This is a genomic window from Pseudomonas sp. B22(2017), assembly GCF_002113105.1.
GTDB lineage: Bacteria > Pseudomonadota > Gammaproteobacteria > Pseudomonadales > Pseudomonadaceae > Aquipseudomonas > Aquipseudomonas asiatica.
Genome location: NZ_NEJN01000002.1, coordinates 364,593 through 378,048 on the forward strand (window position 1 = coordinate 364,593; position 13,456 = coordinate 378,048).

General features: G+C 62.5%; 17 protein-coding genes and 1 tRNA gene. 6 read left to right on the forward strand and 12 right to left on the reverse strand.

Features of this window, described 5'->3' with window-relative positions; genetic code table 11:
• The first annotated feature begins 9 nt into the window (after positions 1-9).
• Entirely contained in the window at positions 10-234 is a 225-nt protein-coding gene (locus CAG18_RS27015; RefSeq protein ID WP_167506576.1) for a hypothetical protein, read from the forward strand.
• On the opposite strand, the gene CAG18_RS05490 is transcribed toward CAG18_RS27015, so the two are convergent.
• A complete protein-coding gene (locus CAG18_RS05490; protein WP_003251184.1) occupies positions 215-886 on the reverse strand; it encodes a Bax inhibitor-1/YccA family protein in 672 nt (223 codons plus the stop codon). The genes CAG18_RS27015 and CAG18_RS05490 overlap by 20 nt on opposite strands.
• A gap of 134 nt (positions 887-1,020) precedes the next feature.
• Here CAG18_RS05490 and CAG18_RS05495 point away from each other — a divergent pair.
• A tRNA-Ser gene (locus CAG18_RS05495) sits at positions 1,021-1,108 on the forward strand.
• Positions 1,109-1,455: 347 nt separating this feature from the next.
• Here the strand turns inward: CAG18_RS05495 and CAG18_RS05500 are convergent.
• From CAG18_RS05500 to CAG18_RS05515, 3 genes are all read right to left on the reverse strand, one after another.
• The gene (locus CAG18_RS05500; protein WP_085720547.1) at positions 1,456-1,641 is read right to left on the reverse strand and encodes a hypothetical protein; all 186 of its coding nucleotides are present in this window, start codon (positions 1,639-1,641) and stop codon (positions 1,456-1,458) included.
• A gap of 320 nt (positions 1,642-1,961) precedes the next feature.
• Positions 1,962-2,162, reverse strand: coding sequence for a hypothetical protein (locus tag CAG18_RS05505; protein WP_013973221.1), 201 nt, complete (start codon positions 2,160-2,162; stop codon positions 1,962-1,964).
• A gap of 120 nt (positions 2,163-2,282) precedes the next feature.
• Complete coding sequence (locus CAG18_RS05515) at positions 2,283-2,861, reverse strand: cysteine hydrolase family protein (protein WP_085720548.1); 579 nt, start codon at positions 2,859-2,861, stop codon at positions 2,283-2,285.
• Between the two features lie 275 nt (positions 2,862-3,136).
• Between CAG18_RS05515 and CAG18_RS26180 the strand changes: the two genes are divergently transcribed.
• On the forward strand, positions 3,137-3,472 hold the full coding sequence (locus tag CAG18_RS26180) for a hypothetical protein (RefSeq protein WP_137109024.1): 336 nt from the start codon (positions 3,137-3,139) through the stop codon (positions 3,470-3,472).
• A gap of 227 nt (positions 3,473-3,699) precedes the next feature.
• On the opposite strand, the gene CAG18_RS05520 is transcribed toward CAG18_RS26180, so the two are convergent.
• On the reverse strand, positions 3,700-4,605 hold the full coding sequence (locus tag CAG18_RS05520) for a LysR family transcriptional regulator (RefSeq protein ID WP_054572110.1): 906 nt from the start codon (positions 4,603-4,605) through the stop codon (positions 3,700-3,702).
• 98 nt (positions 4,606-4,703) lie between these two features.
• Between CAG18_RS05520 and CAG18_RS05525 the strand changes: the two genes are divergently transcribed.
• Positions 4,704-5,465, forward strand: a complete 762-nt coding sequence (locus CAG18_RS05525) for a TSUP family transporter (RefSeq protein WP_015270913.1) — start codon at positions 4,704-4,706, stop codon at positions 5,463-5,465.
• Position 5,466: 1 nt separating this feature from the next.
• On the opposite strand, the gene CAG18_RS05530 is transcribed toward CAG18_RS05525, so the two are convergent.
• The 5 genes from CAG18_RS05530 to CAG18_RS05550 form a co-directional block, all read right to left on the reverse strand.
• A complete protein-coding gene (locus tag CAG18_RS05530) occupies positions 5,467-6,891 on the reverse strand; it encodes a GGDEF domain-containing protein (protein WP_015270912.1) in 1,425 nt (474 codons plus the stop codon).
• Positions 6,892-7,028: 137 nt separating this feature from the next.
• Positions 7,029-8,858, reverse strand: a complete 1,830-nt coding sequence (locus CAG18_RS05535) for an SLC13 family permease (RefSeq protein WP_039614496.1) — start codon at positions 8,856-8,858, stop codon at positions 7,029-7,031.
• Positions 8,859-8,996: 138 nt separating this feature from the next.
• On the reverse strand, positions 8,997-9,380 hold the full coding sequence (locus CAG18_RS05540; RefSeq protein WP_013973215.1) for a glycine zipper domain-containing protein: 384 nt from the start codon (positions 9,378-9,380) through the stop codon (positions 8,997-8,999).
• A 74-nt stretch (positions 9,381-9,454) separates the two neighbouring features.
• Positions 9,455-9,655, reverse strand: a complete 201-nt coding sequence (locus CAG18_RS05545; protein ID WP_085720549.1) for a hypothetical protein — start codon at positions 9,653-9,655, stop codon at positions 9,455-9,457.
• Between the two features lie 129 nt (positions 9,656-9,784).
• Positions 9,785-10,075 (reverse strand): RcnB family protein, encoded by a 291-nt coding sequence (locus CAG18_RS05550; RefSeq protein ID WP_015270908.1) that lies wholly within the window; start codon positions 10,073-10,075, stop codon positions 9,785-9,787.
• Positions 10,076-10,189: 114 nt separating this feature from the next.
• Between CAG18_RS05550 and CAG18_RS05555 the strand changes: the two genes are divergently transcribed.
• On the forward strand, positions 10,190-10,540 hold the full coding sequence (locus CAG18_RS05555; RefSeq protein WP_015270907.1) for a hypothetical protein: 351 nt from the start codon (positions 10,190-10,192) through the stop codon (positions 10,538-10,540).
• 151 nt (positions 10,541-10,691) lie between these two features.
• Complete coding sequence (locus CAG18_RS05560; protein ID WP_085706466.1) at positions 10,692-11,513, forward strand: bifunctional 2-polyprenyl-6-hydroxyphenol methylase/3-demethylubiquinol 3-O-methyltransferase UbiG; 822 nt, start codon at positions 10,692-10,694, stop codon at positions 11,511-11,513.
• Here the strand turns inward: CAG18_RS05560 and CAG18_RS05565 are convergent, their stop codons facing one another.
• Entirely contained in the window at positions 11,514-12,281 is a 768-nt protein-coding gene (locus CAG18_RS05565; RefSeq protein WP_015270905.1) for an SDR family oxidoreductase, read from the reverse strand.
• Positions 12,282-12,317: 36 nt separating this feature from the next.
• Positions 12,318-13,385: a phosphotransferase family protein gene (locus CAG18_RS05570; RefSeq protein ID WP_015270904.1), complete on the reverse strand. Its 1,068-nt coding sequence runs from the start codon at positions 13,383-13,385 to the stop codon at positions 12,318-12,320.
• Between the last annotated feature and the right edge of the window lie 71 nt (positions 13,386-13,456).

The following is a 13,456-nucleotide window of genomic DNA, read 5'->3' on the forward strand; positions in this document are numbered from 1 at the left end:
GATGGCGGCATGATCGACGACCATTCGCCCGGTTATCTGACTTTATGGTCAATTATTGGTGCTTTTGGCCTGAATCCTGCGCGGACCCTGTGGGAGCGGGTTCACCCGCGAAGAAACCAGCGCGGTGCCTGGCACCGGCTGCGCCGGTGTTCGCGGGTGAACCCGCTCCCACAAAAAAAGCCCGCCGAAGCGGGCTTTCTCTTGCAGCAATCAATCAGTCATCACGACCCATGATGCCAAACAGCTGCAGCAGGCTGACAAACAGGTTGTAGATCGACACATACAGGCTGATGGTCGCCATGATGTAGTTACGCTCGCCACCGTGAATGATCGCGCTGGTCTGGAACAGGATGCAGACCGACGAGAACAGCACGAAGCCAGCGCTGATCGCCAGTTGCAGGCCGCTGATCTGGAAGAAGAAGCTGGCCACGACAGCACCCAGCAGTACAAAGAAGCCCGCAGTGATGAAGCCGCTGAGGAAGCTCATGTCCTTGCGGGTAATCAGCACATAAGCCGACAGGCCGCCGAACACCAGGGCAGTCATGGCAAATGCCGAGCTGACCACCTCGGCGCCACCGGCCATGCCCAGGTAGCGGTTGAGGATAGGGCCGAGGATAAAGCCCATGAAGCCGGTGAGCGCGAAGGTGGATACCAGACCCCAGGCCGAATCACGCAGTTTGTTGGTAAGGAAGAACAGCCCGTAGAAGCCGATCAGTACCACGAACACGTTCGGGTAGCCGACGCGCATCTGCTGGGCCACGAAGGCCATGACACCGCTGAAGGCGAGCGTGAGCGCCAGCAGGCTGTACGTGTTGCGCAGGACCTTGCTGATCTCCTGCTGCTCGACCTGCTGGCCGTGGTGTACGGCGTAATCCTGTTCGCGCATGGCGACACTCCTTGGTAAACCTGTGGTTTTCAAACGTTCAGATGCTAGGAGTCTATCAGAGCTCCCGCAACCCGCGACACAGAGAGTTTGACAGCTTGTTTCATTACGGTATTATGGCGGCCGCAAAACGAGCTGGAAGCGTGGCCGAGTGGTTTAAGGCAACGGTCTTGAAAACCGTCGATGGGCAACTATCCTAGAGTTCGAATCTCTACGCTTCCGCCATATTCAAAGCCCTGATTATTCAGGGCTTTTTGCGTTTCTGGGGCATAGGAAACCATCCACGGGACCATCCGTGGGAATGGTTTGTTTCGGCGCTTCCGATACTTCTTGCTTGGTCGGTTTCGCCAAGGCTCCAACTTACCTGGCTTCATCCCATTCTTACAGGCACGAAAAAGCCCGCCGAGGCGGGCTCCTCGCTTGCTACTGAGCGCTAGCCGCAGCCTCTCAAGCCAAATTGCATTACTGACAACTGCGCGGAAATCGGATCCGTAGGCTGGACCCAACCTTGCTCCACATCAGTAGCCTGCAGGCGTTTGATGCAGGCGTGGTCATGCCCGCTCCCGCAGGTTTTATTGCAGGGTCACTGGCTTCATCTCATCCGGTAATTGACGAATAGCTGCCTCTATCCGCTCGATCGGTGCCGCAAGTTCGTCCGCCTCCTTGTCCTTGCCCTCCCTTCTCAGGCGGTCACGCTCAAGGCGCAGGTTAAGCAAATTCTTCTGTAGTTTCAGGGCCGAGGTATTGAACGGATCCATGCTTTTCTCATGCTGTAGGCTTCCGTGCCGCTGTAGGAAAACTGGACCGTAGCAGTTCGAATTTGCTGGAGAAACTGATGTTTCATACAGGCAAATCCCACTACATAGATTCTTCCTACATTGCGCGGTAAAAGATCCTACAGTCAGCGTTTCAAATCATGTCTTTCAAACCCTCCTGAGCCCGCATGGTAGGTGGCGATGATAGGTGTTTGGCAATGCAGGCCCTCAAGGCGGATTGATCCAGAGGCTGCAGTGCTTTTCGAAACCTTATGTAGCAATTGCCGCCCCGCGCGCTACAGGTGGTCCGCATCCATCACCGCCTAGGTGAATGTCTGAGGCGCTTCCTGCGGCAAGTTGTTAAGCGGGTCGAAGTCATCCGCCGCTGTAGCGGCTGGCTGGGGCTGCTGTGCTGCAGCCGTGGTGATGTCCGCCGTCAGCAGGCCAGGTGGCAGCAGGGTACAGGCGAGCAGTGTACGGCTGAAACGGTGTGGCAGGGTGGTGGTCGAGTGGCGGGTAGACATCGGGCATCTGCGCCCATCCGCTTCGCCAAGAGCAGGTGCAGATGGTGCGCCCGCTCAATGGCTGGGTCTGGTGTCGCCGCCATGGCAATGACGAGTTGGCTGGTTGCCTGCGCAGAAGCTTCAGCGGTTGACCTGAAGCGAGTCAGCAATCAGAACCTGCTCCGTGCGCAGGATGCGCGCGTAATCCAGAGCCAGGTTGCTCAACGACAGCGCATGTAGATCCTCCGCCGGCCAAAGCCGGCCTTGCAGGTCGTGCTGGTCAAAGGTGAAGCAGGCATCTTCCACCACCACCACATCGAAACCGAGATTGCCCGCCGAGCGTGCGGTGGATTCCACGGAGTTGTTGGTAATTACCCCGGCGATGACCAGTGCGTTGATGCTGCGCGCATGCAGCCAGCGCTCCAGGCCGGAGTTGGCGAAGGCATCGGGCACATGTTTGTCGAACACGGTTTCGCTGGCCAGTGGGGTAAATGCGGGCTGGAATTCGCAACCGGACTGGCCCGGCCAGAACACCGAGTCTACCGAGCGGGACAGGTGGCGCACATGGATCACCGGGCGTCCTGACCGACGCCACGCAGCCAGCAGATCGCCTATACGCAGTTCGGCCTCATGGTTGTTGCGCCGGCCCAGGCGCGGGTGGTGGATACCAATCTGAAGGTCGATCAACAACAAGGCAGCGTTGGTCGCGAAAGCGGTCATGAAGGGATGGCACTCCTGGCAGGTTCGAGCGCTTGACCCTAGCACAGCGTGGATGACTGCAAAAATTGCTGTCACGCGTAAGGGCCAGATGCGCCGCTCTTGTGGGAGATGGCCCAGCTCTTTGGGCTGCGCTGTCGCGTAGATAACTGAAATTGCAAGCAATCCGCGTACCCGGTGGGAGCGGCTTTAGCCGCGAAGAATCCAACGCGGTGCATGGCACCGGCTGCGCCGGTGTTCGCGGCTGAAGCCGCTCCCACAGGGCCCCTGCTAATTCAATGAGTTATGTGCAGTTTTATGGGAGCGGCGCCTTGTGTCGCGAAAGGGGCGCGCAACGGCCCCAGGTTTTCGATGCATCCCTCAAGATTGCCGGGGCCGCCCTGCGGCCCTTTCGCGACGCAAAGCCGCTCCCACAAAAGAACCGGTGCCTCACATCTGATCCGCTTTTTTTCCATAAAGCTGAATCTGTAACGGTATCAGCCCAAGCCCGACAATATGCCCATTCCCGCATCACACTTGTAGAGGTTCCAATGGGCAAGCTCGCGCTATTCCTGGGTGGTTTTCTGCTGCTGACCATTCTGATCGGTATCCTTGGCACCATTCCGCCAAGCTGACGTTCACCACACCTATCCCTCGCGGCCTGCCTGTCCTTCGGGCGGGCCCATTCCTCTTCATTGTTGGCCGATTCACCCTACCGATTTGTACGATAAGTCATTCTTTGCACTGGGAAAACTGTCCACAAAAAACGTGGGTAGGTCTGTGGATAAAGTTCTGCAAGCCAAGCCCGTGGCGGGCTCTGTCAAATTGAGCAGAAATTGAACAGCCGTTTCAGGGCGTTGTTTCAGTAGGCCAGGCCGGCGCGGCGCAGGGCTGCCAGCAGGTCGCGTACCCGCGCCGGCAGCTCGCCGGCGGGGTACACGGCATGCATCTGCGGGTCCCGGCCGTTGCTGGAGGTCAGGCGGTACTGCGGGCATACCCGCACCAGCCGCCCGGCCTTGACCTGCGCTTCGCCGACCCAGGCGGCCAGGCGGGCGATACCGGCGCCGGCCAAGGTGCTGTGGTACACCGCGTCACCTGAGTCCAGGCGCAGCCTGGGCCTGGGGCGCAGGCTGGTGATCTGGCCGTCGCGGCAGAAGTGCCAGGCCTTGAGGATGCGCGGGGCGGTGTGCAGGATCAGCGCGTGGCCCTCGAGGTCCTCGGGTTGTTGTGGCGTGCCGGCCAGTGCCAGGTATTCAGGGCTTGCATACAGGTGACGCTGGTAATCCCACAGCGGGTAGCCGATCAGCTCGCTCGACTGTGGGAAGGCACCGCGCACCACGAAGTCGAACTTGCCTTGCAGCGGGTCCAAGGCCCCGTCGCTGTACTGCACGTCCAGGGTTACCTGGGGGTGGCAGCGGGAAAACTCGGCAAGCACCTGGGGCAGGACATGTTCGCCCAGTACCTGCGGCACGGCGAAGCGGATCCAGCCTTGTGCACTGCCGCTGAGCGCGGCCAGTTCGTCGGCGGCATCACGTTGCACATCCAGCAAGCGTTCGGCGTGTGGCAGCAGGCGCTCGCCGGCTTCGGTCAGGGTCACGGCATTGGCGTTGCGGTTGAGCAGTTTGCTCCCGGCGTTGTCTTCCAGGGTTTGTACCGCGCGGGTTACCGCGCTGGGGGAGCGCCCCAGGGCGCGGGCGGCGGCGACGAAGCTGCGCTTGTGCGCCACGCTGACGAACGCCTGGATTTCCCGCAGCATGTCCAATGCCATTGCCTGCTCCTCGTTGCAGTTTTCGCAATATGGCATTTCAACACAAGCGCGGCACTTTGATTAGCCTTGCAGGCGTCTTCACTGCCTGGAACCGCGTCATGATGGATATCGCTGTGCTTTCCGTGTTCGCCTTCGCCGCTGGGCTGATCGACGCCGCCGTGGGTGGCGGTGGGCTGATCCAGATTCCGGCCTTGTTCAACGTGCTGCCCACCGCGCAACCGGCGGCATTGCTCGGAAGCAACAAGCTGGCGTCGGTGTGTGGCACGGCCTTCGCTGCGCGTTCGTTCATCCGCAGGGTGACGCTGGACTGGGGGTTGATCGTGCCGGCAGCGCTCAGTGCGTTCGTAATGTCTTTCGCCGGTGCCGCCACGGTGTCGCTGGTGCCGCCCAGCGTGATGCGCCCGGCGGTGCTGGTGCTGATCGTGCTGATGGCCATCTACACCTTCTGCAAGAAGGACTTCGGCACGCTGCACAAACCCACAAGGATCGGCCGCAAGGAGCAGTGCCTGGCGGTGCTGATCGGTGGCGCGATCGGTTTTTACGACGGCCTGTTCGGTCCGGGTACTGGCAGCTTCCTGATCTTCCTGTTCATCCGCTTCTTCGCTTTGGACTTTCTGCACGCCTCGGCGTCGGCCAAGGTGGTGAACATCGCCACCAACCTGGCGGCGCTGGTGTTCTTCGTGCCATCAGGCAATGTGCTGTACGCCATCGCCTTGCCCATGGCGGCTTGCAACATCCTCGGCGCGCTGACCGGTACCTGGCTGGCGGTGCGCAAGGGCGCGGGCTTTGTGCGTGGGTTGTTCCTGGTGCTCTTGTGCGTGCTGATCGCCAAGTTGACGTGGGACCTGCTGGGTGGCTAGTTCACATCGCCTGGCGTTGTGGCTCGGCCTGTTCGACGCGATTGCGGCCATGGGCCTTGGCGCGGTACAGCGCCTGATCGGCGCGTGCCAGCAGTTCATCGAGGGTGGGGGCCGGCATGTCGGCGGCACAACCGGCCAGGCCGATACTGACGGTAATCTGCAGGGACTGGCCGGCCTGCATCACATGCAGGTCCTGCACCGCACGGCGCAGGCGCTCGGCAGTGAACTTGGCCCGATCTGGCGCCAGACCCGGTAGGACCACGACAAATTCCTCGCCGCCCAGGCGAGCGAACAGTTCACCATCGTGCAACTGGTCCTGCAGGGTGCTGGCGAACTGGCGCAGCACCTGGTCACCGACCGCATGGCCATGGACATCATTGATCGACTTGAAGTGGTCGATGTCCAGCATCATCAGGGTCAGCGGCAGCGCCTGGGCGTGTTGCTGGCGGCTTTCCAGCAGCGCGTTGGCGCGGCGGGTGAAGGCGCTGCGGGTGAGCACACCGGTGAGGTGGTCGATGCTGGCCTGATGCGCCAGGCGGGCCATCAGGCTGCGGTTTGCCTGGCTGACGCAGGCCACCACCAGCGGCCCGAGCACCAGCATGGCGATGCCCAGGCGCGCCGACATCAGTGTGGTCACTCCGGGCTCGCTTTGCGGCACGCTGAAATGCATGAGGTTTTGCGCCACCGCCACGATCAGCGTGCTGCCAGCGGTGAGTGTCAGCAGAGAAACCAGGAACGGTGAGTAAGTCCAGGCGCACCACAGCAGCGCGGCAATCGGGAAGGCAATGGCCCCGGGGCCGCCGAAGGCAATGCTGAACGCCAGCGAGGCCAGCAGCACCAGCAACGGCGCCAGGCGGATGGCCTGGGCGCCACCGCGCACCAGCGCTCGTGCCGTAGGGGCTGTCAGCAGCACTGGCAGCACCAGCACGCTGGTCGAGAACTGTTCACTGAACCAGGCCAGCCAGGTGGCGCGCAACGACTGTTCGAACCACGGCGCGGCCACTGCCGCCGCCATGCTGGCAGCCACTATTGCCCCGGCGGCACTGGCGCCGAACACGCTGAGGACGCCGTGGGGAGTACGCATCCGTCGGTGCAGGCGTGGCAAGCGCGAGAGCATCAGCCAGAGGGTGACCACCACGCCCAGGTTGCACAGGTTGAACCACAGGGCAGGCACCCAGGCGCTGCCGCACAGCAGGTCGGCGCCGACCATGGCCAGCCAGACCAGGGTAAACCCCGTCAGCGTGGCTTGGCGGGGGTAGCGCAGTAGCACCCCAGCCAGGACCGCATTGACCGGCCAGAACAGCGACAGGGATTCGATCGGGCGGGCCAGGATGCCGCCCAGGGTCAGGGCGAAGGTCAGGCCGAGTAGAACGACGTAGTGCAACAAGCGCGATTGGGCTGGAAAAACCATGGGCTCGACCGGCAAGGCGGGAACGAAATCCAGGACAACGGCTTGAAGCACCTGGGGCAATTGCGCATAAGTGTGTTTCGTCAGGGGACTTGATGTCAATCTGCCGCGATCGGTCGAGATAATGCCAAATTGCCTTCATTCGTAGCCAAACCCTACAGCCCAAAGAACCACGGCACCATCAACACGGTCACCAGCATCACCAGTATGGTGAACGGCACGCCAACTTTGACAAAGTCAGCGAAGCGGTATTGCCCCGGGCCAAGTACCAGGGTGTTCACCGGCGATGACACCGGCGTCATGAAGGCCGCCGAGGCAGCCAGCGCCACGGTCATGGCAAACGGGTAGGGCGACATGCCCAGCTGCGTGGCGGTGCTGACGGCCACGGGTGCCATCAGTACCGCAGTGGCCGTGTTGGAGATGAACAGGCCGATCACCGCCGTGACCGCGAACAGGCAGGCGAGGATGGCGCTGGGGCCGGCACCGCCCAGCACGCTGACCAGGCCGCCCACTGCCAGGTCGATGCCGCCGGTTTTCTGCAGTGCCTGGGCAAAGGGCAGCATACCGACGATCAGCACCAGGCTTTGCCAGTGGATGGCCCGGTAGGCGCTGTTCATGTCGATGCAGCGGCCTGCGCCCATCAGCAGGCAGCCGATCAGCGCGGCAATGACATTGGGGACCGCGCCGCTGACCATCAGCCCGACCATCACCGCCAGGCTCAGCAACGCCTGTGGTGCGCGGGTGCGGGCGGGCGCGACCAGGTCGATTTCTGCGGGCAGGCTCAGTACCAGGAAGTCCTTGGGCTTGCTTTGCAACTGGCGCACGGCTTTCCACGGGCCGACTACCAGCAGGGTGTCGCCCAGGCGCAGCTTTTCTTCCACCAGCTGTTCTTCGATCGCCACCTGCTCGCGGCGCAAGCCGACAACGTTGAGGTCGAAGCGAGTGCGAAAGGCCAGTTCGAGGATGCTCTTGCCGAGCAGTTTCGAACCTGGTGGCAGCAATACCTCGGCCATGCCCAGCTCCTGGGACTGGTCAATGAAGTAGGCGGCCTTGAAGTGCAGCGGCTCCAGCTGCATGGTCTGGCACAGGCTGCGCAGGTCGTCGCGGTTGGCGAACAGGTCGAGCAGCAGCACATCGCCCTGGTGCAGCACGGTGCTGGAGTCGGCGGCGATCACCCGCGTGGTGAACTTGTGCTGGCGCTCGATACCGATCACGTTGGCGCCATGCCGGGTGCGCAGCTCCAGCTCGCCCAGGGTATGACCGATCAGCGGTGAATGGGGGCGGATGCGCAGGCGCCGTTCACGGCCATTGAGCTTGTAGTCCAGCACCAGGTCCAGCAGGGTGCGGCGGCTTTCCACGCGGCCGTCCTTGCGCACTTCGCCATTCAGCCAGTGCCGGGTCAGCAGCATGTAGCCGATGCCCAGCACCAGCACCACCAGGCCGAACGGGGTGAAGCTGAAGAAGCTGAAGCCCGCTTCGCCATGGCGTACCAGCTCGCTGTGTACCACCACGTTGGGCGGTGTGGCCACCAGGCTGAGCATGCCGCTGATCAGGCCGGCGAAAGCCAGCGGCATCATCAGGCGGGCGGGCGAAAGCTGCAGGCGTGCAGCGATGCTCAGCACCACCGGAATGAAAATGGCCACCACGCCGGTGGAGCTCATCATCGAACCCAGCCCCGCCACGGCTACCATCAGCAACACCAGCAGGCGTGCCTCGCTGTTGCCGGCCCGCTCGCTCATCCATTCGCCGATACGGTAGGCAATGCCGGTGCGCACCAGGCCTTCACCGATCACGAACAAGGCGGCGATCAACACCACGTTGGGGTCACTGAAACCGGCCAGCGCCTGCTCCACGGTGAGGATGCCCGACAGCGGCAGGGCGAGGATCACCAGTAGCGCGACCACGTCCATGCGTGGGCGGTTGATGACGAACAGGGTGATGACGATGGCCAGCAGGCCGAGGACCCATAGCAGCTCTTGGTTCATGGGGAGGGGGTGTTCCTTCACACGGGGGCACGATAGACAGTAGCAGCCAGTGTGCCGGATTGTGCTGAAGGGGGTGTTGATGTACTGCAGGGTTTGCAAAACAAAAGGGGCCGCATTGCGGCCCCTTTGTCACTGGAATCAGTGACGGTGACGGTGGTGCTTGCCGTTGTTGTCGCCCAGGTGGTTGCCGATGGCACCACCGGCCGCACCACCCAGGCCGGCACCCACGGTGGAGCCGGTCTTGCCGCCCACCGCGCCGCCCAGCAGCGAACCGCCCGCCGAGCCCAGGCCACCGCCAATGGCGGCTTCGGTACGGTTGCCCTTGCGTGCACCTACCGCACTGCCGGCTGCGCCGCCGAGGCCGGCGCCGATGGCCGCCCCCGTTTTGCCGCCGATCTGTTGACCGACAACGTTACCCAGAACACCACCCAGGCCACCGCCAATGGCGGCGGTACCGTCACCGGCGAAAGCGCCCTGGCACAGCAGCAGGCCGAGGGCAAGGGAAGGCAGAGTCAGACGCATGATACGAACCTCAAAGGAATCATCAGGTTAAGGTGCCGCGCAATGGGCGGCGGGCCAGGGTTGAAAAAGACGTTTCAGCGGTAGTAGCGGTCACCACGATATCGACGATAGTCGTCATCATCGTCGTCGCGGTCATGCCGATGGTGGTGGCGATGGTCACGGTCACGGTCACGGTCACGCCAGCCATCGTCGTCGTCGTCATGGTAGCGATGGCTATGGCACCCGGCAGTCAGCAGGACAACAGCAATCAGCGAAAGGCTTGCAAGACGGGTCATCACGATATAGGTCCTTGATCCGCAATGGTTTACGGCACACCTCCTGAGACTGGAAAGGATCCATTTGGTTTCGCTGGCAGGCAAAAAATTGTCGTGCCAGCGAGAGCGGCGGGAGTGAAGAGTGTTGAATCAGCGGGCTGGCTGGATCGCCAGCACCACACCGTTGGTGATCTGCACCAGCACGTAGCGCCCACCCATGTTTACCCAGTGGCTTTCCTTTTCCGGTGCTGGCAGGCCCTTGGCTTTCCAGTCCTTGATAGCCTGGTCATCGCGTTTGTACTGGTCGGGTGCCTTGTCGCCGACCTTGAGCTCTCGGTTGTGGGTTTCTGGTGTGGTGACGCTTTCTTCGCTGGAGGGGGCTGCGGTGGCAGCCAGGGGCAGGCTGGCAAGGACGGCGAACAGCAGGTGGTGCAGTTTCATGGTTATCTCCTTGTGACGGAATGCCTTATCTGCGACAGCCACCTGAGCGCGACAATTCACTCGCGATGCTTGCCAGTGCTAGAGTCGCCTTCTTTTTTATCCTGAGGATGGAACATGCGTGCGATTCTGCCGATGGCCGCGGCGTTGATGCTGGTCGGTTGTGCTTCTGCGACCATGGAAACGGCCCGAGGCGGCAAGCCGACCGCGCAGCTCGACTCGCACAAGGCGCCAGAGCTGGTGGCCCAGTGCATCCAGTTCAGCTGGCAGGAAGAGAAGGTATTCGGCGACGACGCCAGTGGTTATCTGGAACCACGCAAGCAAGGTGGCTTCACCGTGTATACCCGTGAGGCCGAGGCGTTCGTGGACGTGTACCCGCAGGTGGGTGGGGCGCGGGTGGATTACTACGCGCAGAAGAACGACGGTGTGGCCCTGCAGCGCCGGGCGGCGGCGGCGACCTGCCTGTAACGGCTGGCGACTTCACATGGCTGGTTGACTTGGCAGGGGCTCTGTGGGGTCGGGTGGGAGCGCGCCAGCTTTACAATTTTTAGCAAGGCAGTCCTGTCGCAGGGAGATTGGTGGGGGCTAGCATGAGCCCCCACGAATCAAGGAAGACACCATGGACCGCTCACTGCAACTCAACCGCGCCAGCTGGGATGAACGTGCCCCGCTGCACGCTGCTTCCAACGACTACGAAGTCGAACGGCTCGTCCAGCATCCCGAACACCTTTCCGAGACCGTACGCTTCGACCTGCCATTGCTTGGCAATATCGACGGGCTCAACGCCGTCCACCTGCAGTGCCACATCGGTACCGATACCCTCTCGCTGGCGCGCCTTGGTGCCAAGGTCTGTGGCCTGGACTATTCCGCGGCTTCGCTGGCCGAGGCGCGTGCGTTGGCCCAGCGCTGTGCGGCACCCATCGCGTATGTCGAGTCCGACGTCTACGCCGCCGACAAGGTGTTGCCGGCCGGCACGTTCGACCTGGTCTACACCGGCATCGGCGCGCTCTGCTGGCTGCCTCGCATCGAGCCGTGGGCGCGTACTGTCGCGGCCCTGCTGAAGCCGGGTGGTCGGTTGTTCCTGCGCGACGGGCACCCGATGCTGATGGCAGTCAACGAAGACCACCAGGACCGCCTGCAACTCGAATACCCGTATTTCGAACACGAAGAGCCGACGGTGTGGCACAACGACCAAACCTACGTCGAAACCGAGCAGCGCCTTTCCCACACCGAAACCCACGAGTGGAACCACGGCCTGGGCGAGGTGATCAGCGCCTTGCTGGCCCACGGCCTGCAACTGACCGCCCTGGTCGAGCACCAGAGTATCCCCTGGGAGGCGCTGCCGGGGCAGATGGTCAAGGGCGACGACGGTGAATATCGCCTGCGCGAGCAGCCCGCACGCCTGCCCCTGAGCTACACCCTGGTTGCAGTAAAAGCCTGATCAGGACAGGTAGCCACCGTCGACATTGAGTGCGGTACCGGTGGTGTAGCTGGAAGCATCGCTGGCCAGGTATAACACGGCGCCGGCCATTTCCTTGGGGTCGGCCACGCGCTTGAGCGGGATCTGCTGCAGCGCGGCGTTGAGGATGGCGTCGTTCTTCACCAGTGCCGAGGCGAACTTGGTGTCGGTCAGGCCTGGCAGCAGGGCGTTGCAGCGGATCCCGAACTGCGCGCACTCCTTGGCGAAGACCTTGGTCATGTTGATGACTGCCGCCTTGGTCACCGAGTAGATGCCCTGGAACAGGCCGGGTGAAACCCCGTTGATAGACGCCACGTTGATGATGCTGCCGCCACCATGCTCGCGCATCAGCTTGCCGGCCTCGACCGACATGAAGAAGTAGCCCCGGATGTTCACGTCCACGGTCTTCTGGAAAGCACCCGGGTCGGTATCCAGCACGTTGCAGAACTGCGGGTTGGTAGCGGCATTGTTGACCAGGATGTCCAGCCGCCCGAATTGTTCGCGGATGCCGGCAAACACCTGCTGGATCTGCTCCAGTTCACCGATGTGGCAGGCTACCGCCGTTGCCTTGCCACCGGCGGCGATGATGGCGTCAGCCACCTGCTGGCAACCGTCGAGCTTGCGGCTGGACACGATCACATGGGCACCTTGCTGGGCCAACAGGTGGGCGATGGCCTCGCCGATGCCACGGCTGGCGCCGGAAACGAAGGCAATCTTGCCGTCGAGGTCGAACAGGTGGGTCTTGGACATGCTGTTTTCCTTGTTATCCGTCGTCTAGGTCGGGGCTCAGAGGCTGGACTTGGCGATGACCTGCATGGTCATCTGCTCCAGCAAGCGGTTCATGTGGATGAACTGGGCGAAGCGCTTGTCCTGGGTCTGGCCGTGGTAATAGCGGTAGTAGATCTGCTGGACGATGCCGGCCAGGCGGAACAGGCCATAGCAATAGTAGTAATCGAAGTTGTCCAGGCGGATGCCGGCGCGCTCGGCGTAGTAATCGACGAACTGGCGGCGGGTGAGCATGCCCGGCGCGTTGCTCGGCTGGCGGCGCATCAGCTGCACTGGCGCCGGGTCGTCGGCCTCTATCCAGTAGGCCAGGCTGTTGCCCAGGTCCATCAGCGGGTCGCCCAGGGTGGCCATTTCCCAGTCCAGCACACCGATGATGCGCATGGGGTTGTCGGCATCGAGGATCACGTTGTCGAAACGGTAGTCGTTGTGCACGATGCCGGGCCGCGGGTGGTCGGCGGGCATTTTCTCGTGCAGCCAGGCGGTCACCTGTTCCCAGCGCGGGGCGTCAGGGGTCAGGGCCTTTTCATAGCGGCTGGTCCAGCCCTCGATCTGGCGCTGCACATAGCCTTCCGGTTTGCCCAGGTCGGCCAGGCCGCAGGCGTTGTAGTCCACCTGGTGCAGTTCCACCAGGCGGTCGATGAAGCTCTTGCACAGGGCTTCGGTGCGGTTGGCGTCAAGGTCCAGCTCGGCCGGGATGTCCGAGCGCAGGATGATGCCCTTGACCCGTTCCATCACGTAGAACTCGCCGCCGATCAGGCTGCTGTCGGTGCAGTGCACATAGGCCTTGGGGCAGTAGGGGAAGCCGCTGTTGAGCTGGTTGAGGATGCGAAACTCGCGGCCCATGTCGTGGGCCGACTTGGCCTTCTGCCCGAACGGTGGACGGCGCAGCACGAAGTCGCGGCCCGGGTAGCTGACCAGGTAGGTAAGGTTGGAGGCGCCGCCAGGGAACTGGCTGATGCTCGGCAGGCCATCCAGGCCGGGGATGTTGGCTTTGAGGTAAGGGTCGATGACAGCCGCGTCGAGTTCTTCGCCGGGGCGTACCTGGGTGGACTGGTCGGTGAGCGTCATGCGTTTTCCTTATTCTCGATCGCAAGGACTATTGGCTAATCTAATGGTCCGCCGGGGATGGGACAAGCGTG